This window comes from Nocardioides agri, assembly GCF_013778305.1.
In the GTDB taxonomy this organism is placed as follows: domain Bacteria; phylum Actinomycetota; class Actinomycetes; order Propionibacteriales; family Nocardioidaceae; genus Nocardioides; species Nocardioides agri.
Map to the genome: position 1 here is coordinate 711,855 of NZ_JACEIC010000001.1, position 20,678 is coordinate 732,532.

General features: G+C 72.7%; 21 protein-coding genes. 11 read left to right on the forward strand and 10 right to left on the reverse strand.

What is annotated here, in order from left to right:
* Positions 1-53: 53 nt before the first annotated feature.
* Genes HZF07_RS03630 through HZF07_RS03640 form a run of 3 tightly spaced genes read right to left on the reverse strand, consistent with a single transcriptional unit; the run spans position 54 to position 2,361 of the window.
* Positions 54-1,079: an ABC transporter permease subunit gene (locus HZF07_RS03630; protein ID WP_157347009.1), complete on the reverse strand. Its 1,026-nt coding sequence runs from the start codon at positions 1,077-1,079 to the stop codon at positions 54-56.
* Complete coding sequence (locus tag HZF07_RS03635) at positions 1,076-1,972, reverse strand: ABC transporter ATP-binding protein (RefSeq protein ID WP_157347011.1); 897 nt, start codon at positions 1,970-1,972, stop codon at positions 1,076-1,078. The genes HZF07_RS03630 and HZF07_RS03635 overlap by 4 nt, the downstream gene beginning before the upstream one ends.
* The gene (locus HZF07_RS03640) at positions 1,969-2,361 is read right to left on the reverse strand and encodes a GntR family transcriptional regulator (RefSeq protein WP_157347013.1); all 393 of its coding nucleotides are present in this window, start codon (positions 2,359-2,361) and stop codon (positions 1,969-1,971) included. Before HZF07_RS03640 ends, HZF07_RS03635 begins: the two co-directional genes overlap by 4 nt.
* Before the next feature lie 100 nt (positions 2,362-2,461).
* On the opposite strand from HZF07_RS03640, the gene def reads away from it, so the two are divergent.
* On the forward strand, positions 2,462-3,061 hold the full coding sequence (gene def, locus HZF07_RS03645) for a peptide deformylase (protein WP_157347015.1): 600 nt from the start codon (positions 2,462-2,464) through the stop codon (positions 3,059-3,061).
* 106 nt (positions 3,062-3,167) lie between these two features.
* Positions 3,168-4,304, forward strand: a complete 1,137-nt coding sequence (locus tag HZF07_RS03650) for a magnesium and cobalt transport protein CorA (protein ID WP_157347017.1) — start codon at positions 3,168-3,170, stop codon at positions 4,302-4,304.
* 118 nt (positions 4,305-4,422) lie between these two features.
* On the opposite strand, the gene HZF07_RS03655 is transcribed toward HZF07_RS03650, so the two are convergent.
* Both HZF07_RS03655 and cobA read right to left on the reverse strand, forming a co-directional pair.
* Positions 4,423-5,226 (reverse strand): TrmH family RNA methyltransferase, encoded by an 804-nt coding sequence (locus tag HZF07_RS03655; protein ID WP_157347019.1) that lies wholly within the window; start codon positions 5,224-5,226, stop codon positions 4,423-4,425.
* Complete coding sequence (gene cobA, locus HZF07_RS03660) at positions 5,226-6,449, reverse strand: uroporphyrinogen-III C-methyltransferase (protein ID WP_309504392.1); 1,224 nt, start codon at positions 6,447-6,449, stop codon at positions 5,226-5,228. The genes HZF07_RS03655 and cobA overlap by 1 nt, the downstream gene beginning before the upstream one ends.
* A gap of 94 nt (positions 6,450-6,543) precedes the next feature.
* Here cobA and HZF07_RS03665 point away from each other — a divergent pair, with 94 nt between their 5' ends.
* From HZF07_RS03665 to HZF07_RS03675, 3 genes are read left to right on the forward strand one after another with little or no spacing between them, the layout of a single operon-like run.
* The gene (locus HZF07_RS03665; protein ID WP_157347023.1) at positions 6,544-7,071 is read left to right on the forward strand and encodes a YbhB/YbcL family Raf kinase inhibitor-like protein; all 528 of its coding nucleotides are present in this window, start codon (positions 6,544-6,546) and stop codon (positions 7,069-7,071) included.
* Between the two features lie 9 nt (positions 7,072-7,080).
* On the forward strand, positions 7,081-8,358 hold the full coding sequence (locus tag HZF07_RS03670) for a type I glutamate--ammonia ligase (RefSeq protein ID WP_157347025.1): 1,278 nt from the start codon (positions 7,081-7,083) through the stop codon (positions 8,356-8,358).
* Between the two features lies 1 nt (position 8,359).
* Positions 8,360-9,412: an amidohydrolase family protein gene (locus HZF07_RS03675; RefSeq protein WP_181644723.1), complete on the forward strand. Its 1,053-nt coding sequence runs from the start codon at positions 8,360-8,362 to the stop codon at positions 9,410-9,412.
* Position 9,413: 1 nt separating this feature from the next.
* On the opposite strand, the gene HZF07_RS03680 is transcribed toward HZF07_RS03675, so the two are convergent.
* A complete protein-coding gene (locus tag HZF07_RS03680) occupies positions 9,414-10,031 on the reverse strand; it encodes an FMN reductase (protein WP_157347027.1) in 618 nt (205 codons plus the stop codon).
* Positions 10,028-11,173 (reverse strand): LLM class flavin-dependent oxidoreductase, encoded by a 1,146-nt coding sequence (locus tag HZF07_RS03685; RefSeq protein WP_157347029.1) that lies wholly within the window; start codon positions 11,171-11,173, stop codon positions 10,028-10,030. Before HZF07_RS03685 ends, HZF07_RS03680 begins: the two co-directional genes overlap by 4 nt.
* A gap of 90 nt (positions 11,174-11,263) precedes the next feature.
* Between HZF07_RS03685 and HZF07_RS03690 the strand changes: the two genes are divergently transcribed.
* From HZF07_RS03690 to HZF07_RS24305, 6 genes are all read left to right on the forward strand, one after another.
* Entirely contained in the window at positions 11,264-11,860 is a 597-nt protein-coding gene (locus tag HZF07_RS03690; protein WP_181644724.1) for a hypothetical protein, read from the forward strand.
* Positions 11,861-11,959: 99 nt separating this feature from the next.
* Entirely contained in the window at positions 11,960-12,982 is a 1,023-nt protein-coding gene (locus HZF07_RS03695) for a LacI family DNA-binding transcriptional regulator (protein WP_157347031.1), read from the forward strand.
* A gap of 103 nt (positions 12,983-13,085) precedes the next feature.
* Entirely contained in the window at positions 13,086-14,711 is a 1,626-nt protein-coding gene (locus tag HZF07_RS03700) for a glycoside hydrolase family 13 protein (protein ID WP_181644725.1), read from the forward strand.
* Between the two features lie 46 nt (positions 14,712-14,757).
* Positions 14,758-16,134 carry an ABC transporter substrate-binding protein gene (locus HZF07_RS03705; RefSeq protein ID WP_157347033.1) on the forward strand — a complete coding sequence of 459 codons (1,377 nt, stop codon included), beginning with the start codon at positions 14,758-14,760 and terminating at the stop codon, positions 16,132-16,134.
* A 74-nt stretch (positions 16,135-16,208) separates the two neighbouring features.
* Positions 16,209-17,099: a carbohydrate ABC transporter permease gene (locus HZF07_RS03710; RefSeq protein ID WP_157347035.1), complete on the forward strand. Its 891-nt coding sequence runs from the start codon at positions 16,209-16,211 to the stop codon at positions 17,097-17,099.
* The gene (locus tag HZF07_RS24305; protein WP_309504394.1) at positions 17,096-18,079 is read left to right on the forward strand and encodes a carbohydrate ABC transporter permease; all 984 of its coding nucleotides are present in this window, start codon (positions 17,096-17,098) and stop codon (positions 18,077-18,079) included. Before HZF07_RS03710 ends, HZF07_RS24305 begins: the two co-directional genes overlap by 4 nt.
* A 7-nt stretch (positions 18,080-18,086) precedes the next feature.
* Here HZF07_RS24305 and HZF07_RS03720 read toward each other — a convergent pair whose 3' ends face one another.
* The 3 genes from HZF07_RS03720 to HZF07_RS03730 all read right to left on the reverse strand — a co-directional run bounded on the left by HZF07_RS03720 (position 18,087) and on the right by HZF07_RS03730 (position 20,651).
* Positions 18,087-18,692, reverse strand: a complete 606-nt coding sequence (locus tag HZF07_RS03720; RefSeq protein WP_309504396.1) for a class F sortase — start codon at positions 18,690-18,692, stop codon at positions 18,087-18,089.
* On the reverse strand, positions 18,685-19,842 hold the full coding sequence (locus HZF07_RS03725; protein ID WP_181644726.1) for a hypothetical protein: 1,158 nt from the start codon (positions 19,840-19,842) through the stop codon (positions 18,685-18,687). The genes HZF07_RS03720 and HZF07_RS03725 overlap by 8 nt, the downstream gene beginning before the upstream one ends.
* Before the next feature lie 257 nt (positions 19,843-20,099).
* Complete coding sequence (locus HZF07_RS03730) at positions 20,100-20,651, reverse strand: hypothetical protein (RefSeq protein ID WP_157347039.1); 552 nt, start codon at positions 20,649-20,651, stop codon at positions 20,100-20,102.
* Positions 20,652-20,678 lie beyond the last annotated feature (27 nt).

The following is a 20,678-nucleotide window of genomic DNA, read 5'->3' on the forward strand; positions in this document are numbered from 1 at the left end:
AAAATGTAACTCGGAGTTACATCTCCGGCTACAGGTCGGGGCCGTGCGCCCGGTCACAGGTCGCGGCGGATCCTCCAGAAGCAGAAGCCGGTCAGGCCGCCGGCGAGCAGCACCAGGATCGCCGTCTCGAGGACCTGGATGCGCCAGAACTGCGAGGCGGGCAGGTAGGTCATCTGCTGCCGGTAGCCCTCGTCGGTGAGCCGGTCCAGGCACGCCGCCATGGCGTCGCGGCCGCCGCCACAGTCCGTGGTCCAGGCCGGGAACTCGTCGACCACCGCGCCGGAGGGGTCCACCGTCTGCTGGGACAGCAGCCACGCTCCAGGCTTCTCGAGATCGGCCTCGAGCCGCTGGAACGGCCCGGGGCCCGAGCCCGGGCCGCCGCCCGCCATGATGCCGCGGATGGTCTCCTCGGAGATCTCCTGGTCGAGCGCGACCGGGTCGCCGAGGTGCGGCTGCACGAGCTGCGGCAGCGCGACCTGCAGGCCCACGACCGCGACCAGCGTGACCGCCATCGCCGCGACCGTGCGCCGGAGCAGCAGACCGGCGGTGACCCCGAGCGCGAGGGCGAGCAGCGTCATCGCGGCGGGCACCAGGCCGCGAGCGCCGAACAGCACCGGGTTCAGCCGCGGGACCGTGAGCAGCATCCCGCCCTCGGAGTAGCCGCCGGCGATGGCGTCGTCGATCGGGGCGCACCACCACGTGAGGGCCAGACCGACCAGCCCCGCGGCCAGGCCGGCCAGGGCGGTGAGGCCGAGCTTGGTGGCGAGCCATCGCGTCCGGGTGACGCTCTGGGTCCACACCAGCCGGTGGGTCCCGGCCTCGAGCTCGCGGGCCACCATCGGGGCACCCCAGAAGACCCCGACGAGGGCGGGCACCGCGTAGACGAGACCGGTGCCGAAGTCGAAGAGGGCCTGCTTCGTGTCGTCGATGCCGAGCTGGTCGAAGAAGTCCTCGGGCGCCTCGGCGAACATGTTGGCCAGCTGCGGCCCGGTGGCCGCGAGCGCGATCGCGAAGCACGCCACCGTCGTCAGGACCACGAGCGCCGAGAGGCGGAGCTGCCGCCAGGTGAGCCAGATCATCGCAGGGCCTCCAGCGAGGGACGGGCGTCGGCGCGCGCGAGGGCCTGCCGGCTCATGTAGGCGAGGACGAGGTCCTCGAGCGTGAGCCGGCTGACCTCCCAGGCGGGGTCGAGGACGGGGGCGTCGGTGCGCACGACGTACGTCGACTGCCGGTCGGTGTGGCTCGCCGTGACGACCTCCTGGGCGGCGGGCAGCGTCGCGGGGTCGCGCCGGGGGCCGGTGAGCCGGAGGTGCGAGCCGAGCAGTTCCTCGATGTCGCCGGCGACCTGCACCCGCGAGTCGACCAGGACGATGAGGAAGTCGCACGCCCGCTCGACGTCGGAGACCAGGTGGGAGGAGAGCACCACGCTGAGGTCCTGCTCGGCGACCGCCTCCATCAGGTCCTGGAGGAACTCCCGCCGGGCGAGCGGGTCGAGCGCGGCGACCGGCTCGTCGAGCAGCAGCAGCTCGGGCCGCTTGGCCAGGCCGAGGGTGAGCGCGAGCTGGGCGCGCTGGCCGCCGGACAGCCGCCCGGCTCGCTGCTTCGGGTCCAGCCCGAGCCGGGCGACCCGCTGCCGGGCCTGGGTCTCGTCCCAGCCGGGGTTGAGGTGCGCGCCGAGCCGGAGGTGGTCGGCGACGCTGAGCCCGGCGTACGTCGGGGTGTCCTGTCCGACGTAGCCGACGCGCGTGCGCGGGGCGGACCGGCCGGTGGGCCGCTCCCCCAGCACCTCGATCTCACCCGCCGACGGCGCGAGCATCCCGACCGCGAGGTTGAGGAACGTGCTCTTGCCGGCTCCGTTCGGGCCGACCAGCCCGACGACCCGACCGGACGGCACCTCGAGGGAGCAGTCGGAGAGCGCCCAGCGGCTGCGGTACTTCTTGCCCAGGCCGGCCGACCTGATGACGGTGCTCATGCGGTGTCCTCCCTCAGCGCGGATCGAAAGGTGCTGTCGAAGATGGCCTCGATGCTCTCCTCGTCGAGCCCCGCGCGCCTCGCCTTGGCCAGCCAGCGCTCGAGGTCGGTGCGCAGCGGGCCGTGGGCGGCCAGGGTGTTGTCGGCGAGGGTGCGGGTCACGAACGTGCCGACGCCCGGCCGCGCGCTGACCAGGCCCTCGAGCTCGAGCTCGCGGTAGGCCTTGGAGACGGTGTTCGGGTTGATCGCCAGGTGCGCGACGACCTCCTTGACTGTCGGCAGCCGGTCGCCCTCGCGCAGGATCCCGAGGCGCAGGGCGCGGCGGACCTGCTGCACGAGCTGCTGGTACGGCGCGACACCCGACCGGCCGTCGAGGTGGAACTCGATCAACTCGGCTCCTCGCAAGTTCGGTTCTACTAGGTACCTAGGAGAATGACACTGGCGCGGGGAGCGGTCAAGGCCCTCGGCGGTGACACCTAGGATCTGCACCATGTCCGAACAGTCCGCCGCCGCCCCGGTGCACGCCCCGCACGGACCGCTCCCCGAGGGCGGCTCGGTCCGCCCGATCACCCGCTGGGGCACGCCGGTGATGCACCGCCCGCAGCAGCAGGTGACGGCGTACGACGACGCGCTGCGTGCGCTCGCCGCCGACATGGTCGCCACCATGTACGCCGCGGACGGCGTCGGCCTCGCCGCCTGCCAGGTCGGGGAGGACGTCGCGATGTTCGTCTTCGACTGCCCCGACGCATCGGGAGAGCGGACCGTCGGCGTGGTCTGCAACCCCGTGCTCAGCCTGCCCGAGGGCCGCGACCGTCAGCTCGACGAGGACGACGAGGGCTGCCTGTCCTTCCCGGGCGCGTTCGTCGAGTGCGCGCGCCCGGACTTCGCGTCCGTCACCGGCACCGGCCTCGACGGGGAGCCGGTCACGTTCGCGGGCGACGGGCTGCTGGCCCGGTGCCTGCAGCACGAGACCGACCACACGGTCGGGACCGTGTTCGGCGACCGGCTGCCGACCAAGCTGCGCAAGAAGCTCCAGAAGGCGCACGACAAGGCGGCCTCCGACTACCCGGCCGAATGGCCCCGGGCCTGAGCGGCGGCGTACCCTTTCCTCCGGTCGGCCCACGGAGCGAGGAGGTGAGTGCAGTGCATAGCGACAGTCGCCGCTCCCCTGCTCCTGCTCACCGTGAGGTCTCGTCATGTCCGACCGCAGCTTCAAGCCGATCCGCTCACTGACCGGCCGGGTCCGCCGTCCGGCCAACCGCCAGCCCGCCGCTCCGGGCGCATCGCTCGCCGTCGAGCGCATCGCCGACCGCGTCAGCATGGTCGACAGCGCCGTCTACGTCCGTGGCGACCGCGTCGACTCGCCCACGTCGCTGGCCGAGACCTACCGGTCGCTCCACGAGCACGACGACGCCGTCGCCTGGATCGGTCTCTACCGGCCCGACCAGCACGAGCTGGGCTCGCTGGCGCAGGAGTTCGACCTGCACGAGCTCGCCGTCGAGGACGCGATCGTCGCCCACCAGCGGCCCAAGCTGGAGCGCTACGACGACACGCTCTTCGTGGTGCTCCGCGCCGCGCACTACGTCGATGCGCGCGAGGAGGTCGACTTCGGCGAGGTGCACCTCTTCGTCGGCCCCGACTTCGTGATCACCGTGCGGCACAGCGAGTCGCCGGACCTCTCCGCCGTACGCCGCCGGCTGGAGTCGAACCCGGACCTGCTCGCGCTCGGGCCGGAGGCGATCCTCTACGCGATCCTCGACCGGATCGTCGACGGCTACGGCCCCGTCGTCGCCGGACTCGGCAACGACATCGACGAGATCGAGACCGAGGTGTTCGGCAGCGACCCCCAGGTGTCGCGCCGCATCTACGAGCTCTCGCGCGAGGTGATCGACTTCCAGCGCGCGACCCGGCCGCTGGCGACGGTCCTCGCCAACCTGTCGGCCGGCTTCGAGAAGTACGGCACCGACGAGGAGCTCCAGCGCTACCTGCGTGACGTCGAGGACCACCTCACGCAGGTCATCGAGCAGGTCGACGGCTTCCGGCAGCTGCTGCGCGACATCCTCACCGTGAACGCCACCCTGGTCGCGCAGCGGCAGAACGAGGAGATGCGGGCGCTGTCGGAGGCGAGCATCGAGCAGAACGACGACGTCAAGCGCATCTCCGCCTGGGCGGCGATCCTGTTCGCTCCGACGCTGGTCGGCACCGTCTACGGCATGAACTTCGACCACATGCCGGAGCTGCACTGGGCGCTCGGCTACCCCTTCGCGCTCGTCCTGATGCTGCTGGTCAGCGTGACGCTGTGGGGCGTCTTCAAGTACCGCCGCTGGATCTGAGTGCCGACTCGGCGCGTCTTGCCCGCTCAGACGTGCCGAGTCGGCGCGTCATGCTCAGCTGGTGGGCAAGACGCGCCGAGTCGAGGCCCATCAGCGGGCAAGACGCGCCGAGTCGGCGTCAACGGCGGGCGGTCACGTAGCAGGCGACGGCCGAGGCGGCGGCCACGTTGAGCGAGTCGATGCCCGCGGCCATCGGGATGATCGCCCGGCGGGCCGCGGTGGACTCCCAGCGCGCGGAGAGACCGTGGCCCTCGGAGCCGAGCACGAGCGCGACCCGGTCGAGCCCGGCGACGGCGTCCTCGATCGGTACGGCGTCGGGCGCGAGCGTGAGCGCGACGGTGGTGAAGCCGAGGTCGGCGAGCGAGGTCAGCGCGTCCGGCCAGGACGGCAGCCGCGTCCACGGCATCGTGAAGACGGCGCCCATGCCGACCTTGATCGAGCGCCGGTAGAGCGGGTCGGCGCAGCGCGGCGCCAGCAGTACGGCGTCGAAGCCCATCGCCGCTCCCGAGCGGAACACGGCGCCGACGTTGGTGTGGTCGACGAGGTCCTCGAGGACCAGCACCGACCGCGCGCCCTCGACCACCGACTCGACCGACGGCAGCGGCAGCCGCTCCAGCGAGGCCAGGGCGCCGCGGTGCACGTGGAAGCCGGTGACCTGCTCGATCAGCGCCTCCGACAGCACGAAGCACGGCGCGTCCGACGCCGACAGCTCCGTCGCCAGCCCGTCGAGCCACCGCGGCGCCATCAGGAAGGACCGCGGGCGGAAGCCGGCCGCGACCGCCCGGCGGACCACCTTCTCCCCCTCGGCGAGGAAGAGGCCGTGGTCGGCCTCCAGGTGCTTGCGCAGCTCGACGTCGCGCAGGTCGCGGTAGTCGGCGAGCCGCGGGTCGGCGGGATCGTCGATCTCGACGATCGTGGCCATCAGGCGTAGACCTCCGGCGCGGCGACCGCGACCACGTCGCCGACGACGATGATCGCGGGCGGCCGTACGGCGTGGGCGGTGATCTCGCCGCCCAGGGTCGCGAGGGTCGCGTAGACCGTGCGCTGGCCCGGCATCGTGCCCTCGGCGACGACGGCGACCGGGGTCGACGGCGCGCGGCCGCCCTCGACGAGCGCGGCCGCGATCAGCGGCGCGTTCTCGACCGCCATCATCAGCACGACGGTGCCCGACAGGGCACCGACAGCGGCCCAGTTGACCAGCGACTCGGGATGCCCCGGCGGCAGGTGCCCCGAGATGACGGTGAACTCGTGGGCCACGCCGCGGTGCGTCACCGGGATGCCGGCGACGCCCGGCACCGAGATCGAGCTCGACAGCCCCGGCACCACGGTGACCGGGACGCCGGCCTCGCGGCAGGCGATGACCTCCTCGTAGCCACGCCCGAACACGAAGTTGTCGCCGCCCTTGAAGCGCACCACCCGCTTCCCGGCGAGCGCGCGCTCGACGATGATCCGGTTGATCTCCTCCTGCTGCGCCGACCGGCCGCGCGGCAGCTTGGCGACGTCGACGAGCTCGACGTCCGGCGGCAGGTCGCCCAGCAGCTCGCGCGGCGCGAGCCGGTCGGCCACCACGACGTCGGCGTCCATGAGCGCCTTGCGGCCGGCGACGCTGATCAGCTCCGGCTCCCCCGGCCCGCCACCGACGAGGACGACGCCCGGGGCGTGGTCGCGCTGCCGCTTGGCGCCGATCTCTCCCTCGCGCATCCCCTCGACGATCTCGTCGCGGATCCGGGCCGACCGCTGCGGCTCGCGGTTGCTGAGCACCGCGACCGTGACGCCGTCGTGCCGGCCGGTCGCGGGCGTCCACGCGGTCGCCCGGGTGCCGTCGTCGGAGCGCACGCAGAAGACCCGGCGCTCCTCCGCGGCCGCGCTGACCTGCTCGTTGACCTCGACGTCGTCGGTGGCGGCGATGCAGTACCAGCTGCCGTCGAGGTCCGCGGGCTCGAATCCCCGTTCGTGCCAGGTGACCTCGCCGGAGCCGACCAGCCCCTCGATCGCGGGCGTCACCACGGGCGACACGACGTGCACGTCCGCGCCGGCCGCGATCAGCTGCGGAACCCGTCGCTGCGCCACGTGCCCGCCGCCGACCACCACCACGCGGCGGTGGGCCAGGCGCAGGCCGGAGGGGTACGTCGGGAAGTCGTCCACCGCCCCATCATCGCCGGTTCGGCGCCGCGCCCCTGGGCACGGGTCGGTCATCGGACTACGTTCGGACCGAGTCCGCGATTGCGATAGGAGCGAGATGATCCTCGACCGGCCCGTCAGCCCCAACCCCTACGACCTGCTGCCCGCCGTACCGTCCTTCACCGTCACGAGCACGGACGTCACCGACGGCCAGCCGCTCGCCGACGCGCACGTGGCCGCCGCGGGCAACACCTCGCCGCAGCTGTCCTGGTCGGGCGCGCCGGAGGGCACGAAGAGCTACACGGTCACCTGCTTCGACCCCGACGCCCCCACGCCGAGCGGCTTCTGGCACTGGGTGCTCGTCGATCTGCCCGCCGACGTGACGTCGCTCGACGCCGGGGCCGGCGCCGAGGGGGCCTCGCTGCCCGGCGCCGCCTTCATGTGCCGCAACGACGGCGGCTCGAAGGCGTTCATGGGTGCCGCGCCGCCCGAGGGCGACCAGGTGCACCGCTACTTCTTCGTCGTGCACGCCGTGACCGAGGAGTCGCTCGGCGTCGACTCCGACGCCTCGCCCGCCGTCGTGTCCTTCAACCTCGCGTTCAAGACGGCCGCCCGGGCGATCCTCCACGGCACCTACGAGCACTAGGCCGTCGCCATGGGACTGGTCGGCGGGTGGGTCGTCGACATGGCCGGCGTCGCGCGGGCCAAGTACGTGCCCACGACCCGCACCGAGGCGTTCCAGGTGCACGGGATGGGCGCCTCGCCGTCGTGGAGCGTCTTCTGCGTCGACGGGTCCATCGCGTTCACGCCCGAGCTCAACGTCGTCGGCGACCTGCGCATCCGGATCGACCCCGACGACCTGCGCACGGTCGCGGACGGCGTCGCGATCGCTCCCGGCGACCTCTACCTGCAGGACGGCACGCCGTCACCGATGTGCGCCCGCAGCGTGCTGAAGCGGACCGTCGACGAGGCGGGGGCCGCCGGCCTCCGGGCCCGGGTCGGCGCCGAGCTCGAGTGCACCCTGCTGCGCACCGACGGCGAGCGCGCGACCGGCCGCGGCTGGACGCCGTACGGGCTGGGCAGCTCGCTGGCCAGGTCGGCGTTGCTGGTCGACCTCGCCGAGTCGGCCGAGCGCGCCGGGCTGGGCGTCGAGCAGCTGCACACGGAGTACGGCCGCGACCAGCGCGAGGTCTCCCTCTCGCCCGCCGATCCGGTGGCGGCCGCCGACGCCGTCGTGCTCGGGCGGGCGGTCATCGGCCGGGTCGCGGAGCGGCACGGTCTCGGCGTGTCCTTCTCCCCCGTCCCGTTCGCCGGCGACGCGGGCAACGGCGCCCACCTGCACCTCTCCGTCGAGACCGCGAACGGCCCCGTGTTCTCGGGCGGCTCCGGCGCGCACGAGCTCACCGACGACGGAGCCAGCGCGATCGCCGGCGTGCTGAGCACGCTCCCGGAGCTCATCGGCGTGTACGCCGGCTCCGCGGTGTCGGCGCGCCGGCTGGTGCCCGGCAACTGGGCGGGAGCGGCGCTGTGCTGGGGGCTGGAGAACCGCGAGGCCGCCGTGCGGCTGGTCGCGGCCGGGCCGGCCAGCGCGCACGGCGCCAACATCGAGCTCAAGGTCGTCGACCCGAGCGCCAACCCCTACCTCGCGACCGCCGCCCTCCTCGGCAGCGTGCGCCGGGGCATCGAGCTCGGGCTCGCCCCGGTGGCGCCGGTCGACGTGGACCCGGCTCGGTCGGGTCAGGACCTGGCCGTGCTGCCGACGCACCAGGCCGCCGCGCTCGACGCGCTCGCCGGGTCGGAGGTCGCCCGCGAGCTGCTGGGCACGCCGGTCGTCGAGGGCCTGCTGGCCGTGCGTCGCCACGAGGTCACCGCCTTCGCCGGGCTGCCGCTGGCGGAGTCGGCCGAGGCGCTGCGGCTGGCCTGGAGCTGGTGACGTGCTCGCCGACCACGTGGAGGAGGTGCGCCTGGTCGACCACCACGTGCACGGCTGGTTCACCGAGCCGGGCGATCGCGACGCGTTCGAGGCCGCTCTCAACGAGGGATCGACCGGTCCGGTGCCGCCGGGCCGGTCGGGGTTCGACCTGCCGCTCGGCGTCGCGCTCCGGCACTGGTGCGCGCCCCTGCTGGGCCTGCCCCGGCACGCCTCGCCCGACGACTACTGGGAGGCTCGGGCCGCGACGCCGTACGACGAGCTCGTGCGCACGTTCGTCGAGGCCGCCGGCGTCGACCACTGGCTCGTCGACACGGGTCTGACCCCTGCCCTGGTCACCGACCCCGAGCCGCGGTCGGAGGTGCTGCGCCTCGAGCTGCTGATGGAGGAGGTGCTCGGCGAGCGCGACGTCGTCGGCGCCTTCCGGGAGCGGCTCGACGCCACTGACGCCGTGGCCGCGAAGACGATCGCGGCCTACCGCTGCGGCCTCGACATCGACTGGTCCCGCCCCTCCGCACGCGCCGTCGCCGGCCGCGCCCGGGCGTCCGGCGGCCGCGTCGAGGACCCGGTGCTGGTCGCGTTCGGGGTGCACGAGGCGGCCGCCCGTGGCCTGCCGCTGCAGGTGCACACCGGCCTGGGCGACCGCGACCTGGACCTGCGGCGGGCCGACCCGCTGCACCTGCGGCCGCTGCTCGAGGCCGTGGACATCCCGGTCCTGCTGCTGCACTGCTACCCGTTCCACCGGCACGCGGGCTACCTCGCGCAGGCCTACGACCACGTCTACGTCGACGTCGGCCTGGCGATCAACCACCTCGGCGCCCGCTCGGTCGAGCTGGTCGCCGAGGCGATGGAGCTGGCGCCGTTCGACAAGCAGCTCTACTCCTCCGACGCCTACGGCCTGCCGGAGCTGCACTTCCTCGGGGCCCAGCAGTGGCGCTGGGCGATGGGGCAGGTGCTCGGTGGGTGGGTACGCCGCGGCCACTGGTCCGAGCACGACGCGATCCGCGTGGTCGACATGGTCGCCGGTGACAACGCCCGGCGCGTCTACGAGCTCTGAGTCAGCCCTGGGACGCCCGGCGGAGCAGCTCCTCGAACGGCGTGGGCGCGGTGAGCTCGTCGTCGACCGTGCGGCGCTTGGACACGGCGCTGTCGACGCGGCTGACCTTGCCCATCAGGGCGGCCAGCTCGCCGGCGGCGCGGGTGACACGCGCGTCGAGGTCGGTGCCGGCGAAGTCGTCGGTCGCGGCGTAGACGCCGGTCGGCACGACGATCGCGTGCAGGTAGGCGAAGAGCGGTCGCAGCGCGTGCTCGACCACCAGCGAGTGCCGCGGCGTGCCGCCGGTCGCGCCGAGGAGGACCGGCGTGCCGTCGAGCGCGCCCGGCTCCAGGACGTCGAAGAACGTCTTGAAGAGCCCGGAGTACGACGCGGAGAAGACCGGCGTCACGACGACGACGCCGTCCGCCTCGGCGACGGCGCGCTGGGCCGCGGCGAGCTCCGGCGCCGCGAACCCGGTGAGCAGGTGGTCGGTCAGCTGGTGCGCGAGGTCGCGCAGCTGCACGTGCGTGACCTCGACGTCCTCCAGCGCCTCGACCGTGGCGGCGGTGAGCCGGTCGGCGAGCAGCCTGGTCGACGACGGGTTGGACAGCCCGGCGGAGACGACGACGAGGGAGGTCATGCCCGCGCCTCCTCACGGTCCGAGCTGCCGGTCACGTCGTCGGCCTCGGCGTACACCGTCGAGTCCTTGGCGCCGCCGGCGGCGGCGACGAGCGAGGCGTGGGTCGGGGCGTCCGGCACGTTGGCCGGACGGCCCTCGGCCATGCCCTTGCGCAGCTCGGGCAGGATCTCGCCCAGCAGGTCGAGCTGCTCCAGCACCGTCTTGAGCGGCAGGCCGGCGTGGTCGACCAGGAAGAGCTGGCGCTGGTAGTGGCCGACGTAGTCGCGGAAGCCGAGCGTGCGCTCCAGCACCTGCTGGGGCGAGCCGACGGTCAGCGGGGTGGCCTCGGTGAAGTCCTCCAGCGAGGGGCCGTGGCCGTAGACCGGGGCGTTGTCGAAGTAGGGCCGGAACTCGTCGACGGCGTCCTGGCTGTTCTTCCGCATGAAGAACTGCCCGCCGAGGCCGACGATCGCCTCGTCGTACGCGCCGTGGCCGTAGTGCTCGAAGCGGCGGCGGTAGAGGTCGACCATCTGCTGGGTGTGGCCGGCCGGCCAGAAGATGTGGTTGTGGAAGAAGCCGTCACCGTAGTAGGCCGCCTGCTCGGCGATCTCGGGGCTGCGGATCGAGCCGTGCCACACGAACGGCGCGACGCCGTCGAGCGGACGCGGGGTCGAGGTGTAGCCCTGCAGCGGCGTGCGGAAGCGGCCCTCCCAGTTCACGACGTCCTCGCTCCAGAGCCGGCGCAACAGTGCGTAGTTCTCGATCGCGAGGTTGATGCCCTCGCGGATGTCCTTGCCGAACCACGGGTAGACCGGGCCGGTGTTGCCGCGGCCCATCATCAGGTCGACGCGGCCGTCGGTGAGGTGCTGGATCTTCGCGTAGTCCTCGGCGATCAGCACCGGGTCGGTGGTGGTGATCAGCGTGGTCGCGGTCGAGAGGATGATGTTCTCGGTCTTCGCGCCGATGTAGGCCAGCGTCGCGGTGGGGTTCGACGCGATGAACGGCGGGTTGTGGTGCTCGCCGGTGGCGAACACGTCCAGGCCGATCTCCTCGGCCTTCGTCGCGATCTCGACGGTCGCCTTGATCCGCTCGTGCTCGGTCGGGGTCCGGCCCGTCGTGGGGTCGGCCGTGACGTCACCGACGGTGAAGATGCCGAACTGCATGACCACTCATCTCCTGGGGTAGTTGGTTGAAATCCGAACTATATCGCCCAACGACGCACGCCCGCCCGGTATTCCTGCCACCATCCTCGCGTGACGCCGCCGACGACGAGAGTCCGTGCCTGGGTCCCCGCGCTGGTCCTGCTGCTCACGGTCGGCCAGCTGGCCGTCGCCGAGTGGGTGCCGGGCATCGACCGCTTCGCCGACAAGGCCTTCCGCGCCCGGCTGCTGGCCTATCCCCTGCTGATGCTCGTCGCCCCGGCGATCTGGTGGCTGGCGACCCGGCGCCGTGACCCGCGCCCGGCCCCGCCGTACGGCGCGTTCACGCTGATCATGCTGCCGTTCCTCGTCGACGTGACCGGCAACAGCCTGGACCTCTACGACTCGCTCGTGTGGTGGGACGACGTCAACCACTTCGTCAACTGGTTCCTCCTGCTGGCCGGCGTCGGCCTGCTGGTCGCCGGGCCGGTGCGGCCGCGCTGGGCCGTCGTGCTCGTGGTGTGCGGGCTCGGCGCGATCCTCGCGATCGGCTGGGAGGTCGGCGAGTGGTGGACGTTCATCCGCCACGGCACCGAGATCGACACCGCCTACGAGGACACCCTCGGCGACGAGGTGCTCGGCACCCTCGGCGCGCTCTGCGCCGGGCTGGCCGTCGCCGTCGGCGGAGGTCGGTCGGACACAGTTCGATAACGGGACGTCGTCAGCGACCCGCGTGCTTGCAGCGGGGCTGGCAGATTTCTGTCGGCGGTTGTCGAGTTCTTGCACAGTTCCATCGGTTAGATTGCGGCCATGACGCGGCGTTTGGCGGAGGTGGCGGCCCGGGCCGGGGTCAGCGAGGCGACGGTGAGCCGCGTGCTCAACAGCAAGCCCGGGGTCTCCGAGGCCACCCGGCAGACCGTGCTCACCGCCCTCGACGTGCTCGGCTACGAGCGGCCCACCAAGCTCCGTGGCGAGCGGGCCCGGCTGGTGGGCCTGGTGCTGCCCGAACTGTCGAACCCGATCTTCCCCGCGCTCGCGGAGGTCGTCGGCGCGCTGCTCTCCCAGAACGGCCTGACGCCGGTGCTGTGCACGCAGATCAACGAGCCCGGCGCCGAGGCGGCCTACGTCGACATGCTGCTCGAGCAGCAGCAGGTCGCGGGGATCATCTTCGCCGGCGGGCTCTACAGCCAGGCCGACGCCGACCACGAGCACTACGACCGACTGGCCCGGCGCAAGCTGCCGGTCGTGCTCATCAACGCAGGCATCGAGCGGCTGCCGTTCCCGAGCGTGGTCTGCGACGACGCCAGCGCCGTCGAGCAGGCGATCGACCACCTGCGCGCGCTCGGCCACGAGCGCATCGGCCTGGTCCTCGGGCCGCGCGACCACGAGCCGTCGGTCCGCAAGCTCGCCGCCGCCCGCGCCCTCCTCGACCTGCCCGACGACCTGGTCGGGCACAGCCAGTTCTCGCTGCAGAGCGGCCAGGCCACGGCCAGCGTGCTCGTCGGCCGCGGCGCCACCGCGCTGGTCTGCGCGAGCGACCCCATCGCCCTCGGTGCGATCCGGGCGGTGCGCCGGGCCGGCCTGCGGGTGCCGGAGGACGTGTCGGTGATCGGGTACGACGACTCGGCGTTCATGTCCTCGGTCGAGCCGCCGCTCACCACGGTCCGGCAGCCGATCGAGGCGATGGGTCGCGCCGCGGTGGCCGCCCTGCTCACCCAGCTGCGGGGCGAGGACGCCGCCGCCGACGAGCTCCTGTTCGAGCCCGAGCTGGTGGTCCGCCGCTCCACCCGCCCTGCAAGCGCGAGCCCCGTCGCTGCAAGATCTGAAAGATAAATACGTCCTGTCGAGTTCTTGCAGAGGCCTGCAAGCCCTCCTAGCGTTCCCGTCGCCGTCAGCACTGTGACGGCCACCACAACCGGGAACGAGGCCCTCCGACGTGAGCACCGACTGGTGGCGGGGCGCCGCCATCTACCAGGTCTACCCACGCAGCTTCTGTGACGCCAACGGCGACGGGACCGGCGACCTGGCCGGCGTCCGCACCCGGCTCGCCTACCTCGCCGGGTTGGGCGTGGACGCGCTCTGGTTCACGCCGTGGTACCCCTCCCCGATGGCGGACGGCGGCTACGACGTCGCCGACTACCGCGCGATCGACCCGCTGTTCGGCGACCTCGCCGAGGCCGAGGCGCTCATCAGCGACGCCGCCGCGGTCGGCATCCGGATCATCATCGACGTCGTCCCCAACCACGTCTCGGACCAGCACGCGTGGTTCCAGGCGGCGCTCGCGGCCGGGCCTGGCTCTCCCGAGCGCGAGCGCTTCTGGTTCCGCGCCGGCCGGGGCGAGGACGGCGAGCTGCCGCCGAACGGCTGGGTCTCCGAGTTCGGCGGGCCGGCCTGGTCCCGGGTCGTCGGCCCGGACGGCACCCCCGAGCAGTGGTACCTCCACCTGTTCGCCCCCGGGCAGCCGGACCTCAACTGGGGCCACCCGGACGTCATCGAGGACCACGAGCAGACGCTCCGCTTCTGGTTCGACCGGGGCGTCGCCGGCATCCGGATCGACTCGGCCGCGCTCGTCGCCAAGGACGAGCGGCTGCCCGAGGTGCCGGGCACGCCGCTGCCCGGCGAGCACCCGTACGTCGACCGCGAGGACCTTCAGGACATCTACCGCTCCTGGCGCCAGATCGCCGAGTCCTACGGGCCGGACCGGGTGCTCATCGGCGAGCTGTGGCTTCCCGACGCCGAGCGGTTCGCCCGGTTCCTGCGTCCGGGCGTCCTGCACTCGGCGTTCAACTTCGACTACATGTCCTCCCCCTGGGACGCCAAGGCCCTGCGTGCCTCCATCGAGCAGACGCTGGCGGTCCACGACGGGGTCGGCGCGCCGGCGACGTGGGTGCTCTCCAACCACGACGTGACGCGGCCGGTGACCCGCTACGGCCGTGAGGACACCGCGTTCGCGTTCGACACCAAGCGGTTCGGCACGCCGACCGACCTCGAGCTCGGGGCCCGCCGGGCTCGCGCGGCGGCGCTGCTGGCGATGGCGCTCCCCGGCGCCTACTACCTCTTCCAGGGCGAGGAGCTCGGCCTCCCCGAGGCCGACATCCCGGTGGAGCGCATCGAGGACCCGATGCACGCGCGATCCGGCGGGGTCGACCCCGGACGGGACGGCTGTCGCGTGCCGTTCCCCTGGTCGGGCACCGAGCCGCCCTACGGCTTCAGCCCCCGGCCGGTCGACACGTGGTTGCCGCAGCCGGCGGGCTGGGGCGACCGCACCGCGGCAGCACAGGCCGGTGACCCCGGCTCGATGCTGGCGCTCTACCGCACCGCCCTGCGGCTGCGGCGGGACGTGCCCGAGCTCGGCGCCGGGCACGACGAGGCGCGGTTCCACTGGCTCGACCTCGGCGCGGACGTCATCGCGTTCGGTCGCGGCGAGCGGTTCGTCTGCGTCAGCAACCTCTCGGGAGCCCCGGTGGACCTGCCCCGCGCGGTCCGGCTCCACCTGAGCAGCGCACCCCTCGTCGACGGGCAGCTGCCCGTCGACGCCACGGCCTGGCTGGACCTGGGCTGACCCGCACCACCCCGGCACCACCACATCCACCATCAAGGAGTCACCCATGAGGAACCACCGGCGGCGCGGCCTCACCGCGCTGGCGACCATCGCCTCCCTCGCCACCGTGTCCGTGCTCGCGACCGCCTGCGGCAGCGACGACGACAAGGATTCCGAGAGCGACGGCAAGGTGCACATCACCGTCGAGGGCTGGCGGCCCGGGGACGAGCAGGGCACCATCGACGCGGTCAACAAGCAGGCCGCGGCGTTCATGAAGGACAACCCCGACATCATCGTCGAGCCGATCGAGTGGGAGTGGAACGCCGAGACGTTCTCGACCCAGCTCGCGGGCGACCAGCTGCCGACGACGTTCCGGGTGCCCTTCACCGACACCAAGGGGCTCGCCGAGCGGCAGCAGATCGCCGACGTGACCGACTACGTCAACGAGCTGCCCTACGCCGAGGACTTCAACCCCAGCGTCCTCGCCGCCGCCCAGGGCACCGACGGCAAGATCTACGGCCTGCCGACCGACGTCTACGGCGTCGGCCTGCACTACAGCCGGGCGCTGTTCGAGAAGGCGGGTCTCGACCCGGACCAGCCCCCGACGACGTGGGACGAGGTCCGTGAGGACGCCCAGGCGATCGCCGAGAAGACCGGGCAGGCCGGCTACGTGCAGATGACCTCCAACAACACCGGCGGCTGGATGCTCACGACGCTGACCTACGCGCTCGGCGGGCGGATGGAGTCCGAGGACGGCGCGACGGCCAGCATCGACAACGACGCCACCCGTGAGGGGCTCGAGCTCCTGCACGACATGAAGTGGGACGACCAGTCGATGGGCAAGAACACCAACTTCGAGTGGGGCACCATCAACGAGGCGTTCGCCGCCGGCAAGATCGGCATGTACATGTCCGGCTCCGACGTCTACAACGCGCTGGTCACCACCAACCAGATCGACCCCGACGACTACGGGCTCGCGGCGCTGCCGCTCTCGGACAGCGCTGACGCGGGCATCCTCGGCGGCGGCTCGGTCGCGGCGGTCAGCGCCAAGGCCAGCCCGGAGGAGCAGGAGGCCGCGGTGAAGTGGAACGACTTCTACCGCGAGCGCAAGAACTACGACCCGGACGCCGCGGTCGCCGACGCGAAGGTGCTCGCCGAGAGCGACCAGCCGATCGGCACCCCGACGCTGCCGATCTTCGACCAGGAGACCTGGCAGGCCGTCGAGGACGCCAAGGCCGAGTACGTCAACGTGCCCCAGGACCAGATGACCTCCTTCACCGAGGGCGTCTTCTCGCAGACGCTGATCCCCGAGCCCGCCTCGCACACGCAGGAGGTCTACGGGATCCTCGATTCGATCGTCCAGAAGGTCCTCACCGACGAGGGCGCCGACATCGACGCGCTGCTCGCCGACGGCAACGAGCAGGTCCAGGCACTGCTCGGCTGACCCAGCTCCGGGCCGGCCGGGGTGTTCCTCGACGACCCCGGCCGGCCCGGCCCCATCTCGTGTGAAAGGTGATCATGACCGCGTACCTGGCGCGCGTGCGTGGCTCAGCCGCCACCATCGCGTTCCTGCTGCCGATGCTGCTCGTCTTCGGCCTCTTCTCCTGGTGGCCGATCGTGCGCTCGGTCGTCATGAGCATGCAGCAGACCAACCTCGTCACCCCGGCGGAGTTCGTCGGCCCCGACAACTTCCGCGCCGTGCTCGCCGACCCGCTCCTGTCGACCGCGGTGCAGAACACCATCTGGTTCGCGGTGCTCGCGCTGGTGATCGGCTACCCGGTGCCGCTGATGCTGGCGGTGGTCATGAGCGACGTACGCCGGGCGCGGGGGCTCTACTCGCTGCTCGCCTACCTGCCGGTCGTGATCCCGCCGGCGGTCGCGGTGCTGCTGTGGCGCTTCTTCTACGACGCCGAGGAGACCGGTGTCTTCAACACCATCCTCGGCTGGTTCGGCCTCGGCCCGGTGCCCTGGCTGGAGGACCCGTCGTGGGCGATGCCGTCCCTGGTCATCGAGGCCACGTGGGCCGCGGCCGGCGGCACGGTGATCATCTACCTGGCCGCGCTGGTCTCGGTGCCGCCGGAGCTCTACGACGCTGCCGAGGTCGACGGTGCCGGCATCCTGCGCAAGGTCTGGCACGTCACCGTGCCCCACCTGCGGGGCGTCATGCTGATCACCCTGATCCTGCAGGTCATCGGGACCGCACAGGTGTTCCTGGAGCCCTACCTCTTCACCGACGGCGGCCCGGACAACGCGACGCTGACCGTGCTGCTGCTCGTCTACGACTACGCGTTCGCGAACACGACCGGCGGTGACTACGGCAAGGCCACGGCGCTCAGCCTGATGCTCGCCGCCACGCTGGCACTGCTGTCGGTGGCCTACTTCCGCCTGACCCGGAGGTGGTCGGAGTGAGCACGCTCCTCCAGCACACCCCCGACCTCGAACCGGAGCCCGAGGCCGACCTCGCCGGCCCGGCCCCGCGCCGTGGCCGCCGCGCACGTCGTACGGCGCCGGACGGCGAGACCCGCACGATCACCTCGGCGTTCGAGCGCCGGCGTCCGCTCACCCGGGCGACGCGCGCGCTTCTCAACGGCGGTCTGCTCGTGTTCCTCATCATCGTGTGCCTGGGGCCGATCCTGTGGCTCGCGAAGTCGGCGATCACCCCGACCCAGGACACGCTGCGCTACCCGCTGGCGCTGTGGCCCAACGGCACGGACTGGGAGAACCTGCGCACGGCGTGGGTCGACATCGACCTCAAGCTCTACTTCTGGAACACGGTGGTCATCGCCCTCGGCTCGTGGGCGGTGCAGATGGTCGTCGCCGTGACCGGCGGCTACGCGCTCTCGATCCTGCGTCCCCGCGGATCCCGGGTCATCTACGCCCTGGTGCTCTCGACGATGTTCGTGCCAGCGGTCGTGCTGCTGGTGCCGCTCTACCTGACGGTCCTCGACGTGCCGTTCGTCCACTGGAACCTCGTCAACACGTTCTGGGGTGCGTTCCTCCCCGCGGGCGCGTCGGCGTTCAACGTGGCGATCGTCAAGCGCTTCTTCGACAACCTGCCGCGCGAGATCATCGACGCCGCTCGCGTCGACGGCTGCGGCGACTTCCGGCTGTTCTTCAGCATCGTGCTGCCGATGTCGCGGCCGGTGCTCGGCGTGGTGTCGGTGTTCGCGGTGCTGGCGGCGTGGAAGGACTTCGTCTGGCCGCTCGTCGTGCTGCCCGACCCGGCGAAGCAGCCGCTGTCGGTCCGGCTCCCCCGGCTCGCCGCCGTGACCGAGCTGGACGTCGTGCTCGCGGCGCTGCTGATCTCGTGCGCGCTGCCGATCGTGTTCTTCGTCGTCTTCCAGCGCCTGTTCCTGCGCGGCGGGCTCGAGGGTGCGGTGAAGGGCTGAGCCCGGCTCAATCGCGGGGAGTCGCGACGACGACCACGTTGCTGAGGTAGCGCTCGCCGTCCCAGTCCTCGCAGGTGATCAGCACGAGCCGGCCCGGCACGTCCTGGCTGAAGAGCCTCGTCGCGTCATCGGCGACCCGGCCCTTGCTGTAGACGTGCATCGACCGGACGACGTACCGGAACCGCCCAGCCTTCGTGCCCACCACGACGGTGTCGCCGCGGCGGAGCGTCTCGAGGTCGTCGAGGGCACCGCCCCCGGTGTGCACCGTGTGCCCGGTCACCAGCACGCTGCCCTCGGCGTCGCCCGGACGGGCGCCGTCGGCCCACCAGCCCAGCCGGCTCGGGTCCGAGGGTGGCACCAGGGTGCCGTCCGGTGCGCGCACCGGGAGCACCGGCGCGTCGACGTCCAAGGCCGGGATCAGCACGCGCCGAGGTGCGCCCGGCGTCCGCGGCGCGCGCACCGGGGTCGCCGTCGCGCCCTGGCCCGGAGCCGGCGACGCCGCCGTCGCCGGCCGGGTGCCGTCCGCGGATCCGCCGCTCGCCCACCAGGCGCCCCCCGCGGCCGCCAGCACCAGGCCGGCGGCCGCGAGGACGATCCGAGGCGCGTCAGGCACGGGTCCGGCGCGCCGCGAAGGCGGCGCCGACGAGGACCGCGCCGCCCGCCAGCAGGACGAGCGCCAGCGGCGAACGTGCCCACTCCGGCAGTGCGCCCTCCTCACCGGCGTCGACGGCCGTCGGCACGTCCGTCGCGTCGGAGCTCGAGCCGGTCGTGGAGCCCGTCGTCGAGCCGGTCGCCGTGTCGGTCTGGGGCACGGTGTCGGCCTCGGTGTTGCTCTCGGTGTTGCTCTCGGTGCTGGTCTCCGTGGCGGTCTCCCCAGCGGCCCCCGTGTCGGCGCGGACGGTGTCCGTGTCGGTCGACGTGTCCGTGCCCGTCGCCGTGTTGGTTCCGGGCACCGTCCCCGCCTCGGTGCCGGTGCCGGTGGTGGGCGCGGGGCCCGTGTCACCGGTGACCCCGGTCGTGGCCGGGACGGGCGCACAGGGCTGGACCCAGAAGACCTTGGTCTTCGTGTCGTTGCCCAGGGAGCGCGGCGTGGCGACCGTGAGCTTGACGTGGTAGCCCTGCTTGGGGTGCGGAGCCCCGCCGCTGAACGTCAGCGCGTACGCCTGACGGCCGTCCAGGTCCGTGCCACCGCCGGCGGCGTCGCCGCCCACGAAGACCTGGCTCGGCGACGTGCCACCGATGGTGACGTCGCTCGTCGGCGCCTGCGGCGTGAACGTCACGGTCGAGACGACGTCCGCGCCCGCGTCGTACCCGAACCACTCCACGTCGAGGATGCAGCCGGGGTGCGGGTTGTTGCTCGGGTGGCCGACGGCGTCGGCCGGGCCGGCGATCTTGACGGTGCCGTTGTTGCCCGGAGGGTTGCCGGTGGCGCCCGTGCCCTTGTCGCCGCTCTTGTCCCTGCCCTTGTCCCTGCCCTTGTCGCCCTGGTCACCGCCGGTGCCCGGCGCCTTCGGCTGGGGCTTGGCCTGGCCGGGCGCGTGCGCGTGCCCCTTCGCCTTGCCCTGGTCCTGGCCGGCGCTCGGCGCGGCGGCCGGGCCCTGCGGCGCGGCCGGGGCCGGGGTCGCCGCCTGGCTCGGGGCCTGGCTGGGGGCGGCGTGGCCCGGCGCGCTGGCCGAGGCGCCGTGGCTCTCGCCCGAGTGGCCGGGTTCCCCCGTCGGGTCCGCGAAGGCGGCGCCAGCGAGCGGGCCGCACGTCAGGGTCATGAGGGTCGCCACGCCCGCGAGGGCGAGGCCATGTTGCGTCCGGGAAGTCATCGTCAGTCACGCTCCGTCATCCTGGGGGTCGTCAAGACGACCCCGTGTCCCCACATCGGCCGACCGGCGGTTGCCGTGTGCCGTGCGAGTGGGGTGCCCACTACGACGGGGCTGTCCGGGCTGGACTAGACCGGGGATAGATCACCCGTAACTCCGCGCATGCGCGCGCGTTGGACAGGGATCGTTTCGGGGCGGCCGTCCCTCTCTCAGGGTTCGAACTGAACCAGGTTGACGGCGGTCACCTGACCGTCGTCGACCACGAGCTGCACGAGCCAGTAGTCCAGGCATGATGTCACGCCCGTCGGGGTCAGGTTCACCGTCGCTGCGGCCAGCGTCTGCGCCGCGGGCACGCAGCTGTTCGTCGGCGGACGAGCCGCGAGGGCCACCGCACCGGCGTGCTGCCGGAGCACCTCGAGCGCCGACCCCGGGCACACCCGACCGGCGAAGTGCCCACCCTCGGGGCAGGTCTCCCACGCCTGCCGGTCCCCGAGCCCGCTCGACGTGAGGGTCCGGGTGCGGTGGCCGCCGAGATAGAGCTCGACGGGCGTGTCGGCGGGTGGGCGGTCGCGGTCGCCGCGGGCGAAGGCGACGAACGCGCGGGCCACGCGCTCCTGGTCAGGGGCGGCGGCCGTGGCGGTCTCCGACGGCGGCGCAGCGCCCGTCCCGCTCGCCGTCGGACCCGTCTCCGTCGTCGCCGGCTCCGCGGTGCCGCAGGCCGTCAGCAGCAGGGCCGCAGCGATCCAGGCGGCGCATCTCATCACCTTCGTAGGACGCCCGTCGGCGGC

Coding starts and splice junctions, on each gene's coding strand:
- HZF07_RS03710 (WP_157347035.1), top strand. CDS start 16,209: ATGACCGCGTACCTGGCGCGCGTGCGTGGCTCAGCCGCCACCATCGCG.
- HZF07_RS03665 (WP_157347023.1), top strand. CDS start 6,544: ATGATCCTCGACCGGCCCGTCAGCCCCAACCCCTACGACCTGCTGCCC.
- HZF07_RS03650 (WP_157347017.1), top strand. CDS start 3,168: ATGTCCGACCGCAGCTTCAAGCCGATCCGCTCACTGACCGGCCGGGTC.
- HZF07_RS03670 (WP_157347025.1), top strand. CDS start 7,081: ATGGGACTGGTCGGCGGGTGGGTCGTCGACATGGCCGGCGTCGCGCGG.
- HZF07_RS03705 (WP_157347033.1), top strand. CDS start 14,758: ATGAGGAACCACCGGCGGCGCGGCCTCACCGCGCTGGCGACCATCGCC.
- HZF07_RS03685 (WP_157347029.1), bottom strand. CDS start 11,173: ATGCAGTTCGGCATCTTCACCGTCGGTGACGTCACGGCCGACCCCACG.
- HZF07_RS03680 (WP_157347027.1), bottom strand. CDS start 10,031: ATGACCTCCCTCGTCGTCGTCTCCGCCGGGCTGTCCAACCCGTCGTCG.
- HZF07_RS03630 (WP_157347009.1), bottom strand. CDS start 1,079: ATGATCTGGCTCACCTGGCGGCAGCTCCGCCTCTCGGCGCTCGTGGTC.
- HZF07_RS03695 (WP_157347031.1), top strand. CDS start 11,960: ATGACGCGGCGTTTGGCGGAGGTGGCGGCCCGGGCCGGGGTCAGCGAG.
- HZF07_RS03655 (WP_157347019.1), bottom strand. CDS start 5,226: ATGGCCACGATCGTCGAGATCGACGATCCCGCCGACCCGCGGCTCGCC.
- HZF07_RS03635 (WP_157347011.1), bottom strand. CDS start 1,972: ATGAGCACCGTCATCAGGTCGGCCGGCCTGGGCAAGAAGTACCGCAGC.
- HZF07_RS03725 (WP_181644726.1), bottom strand. CDS start 19,842: ATGACCCTGACGTGCGGCCCGCTCGCTGGCGCCGCCTTCGCGGACCCG.
- def (WP_157347015.1), top strand. CDS start 2,462: ATGTCCGAACAGTCCGCCGCCGCCCCGGTGCACGCCCCGCACGGACCG.
- HZF07_RS03730 (WP_157347039.1), bottom strand. CDS start 20,651: ATGAGATGCGCCGCCTGGATCGCTGCGGCCCTGCTGCTGACGGCCTGC.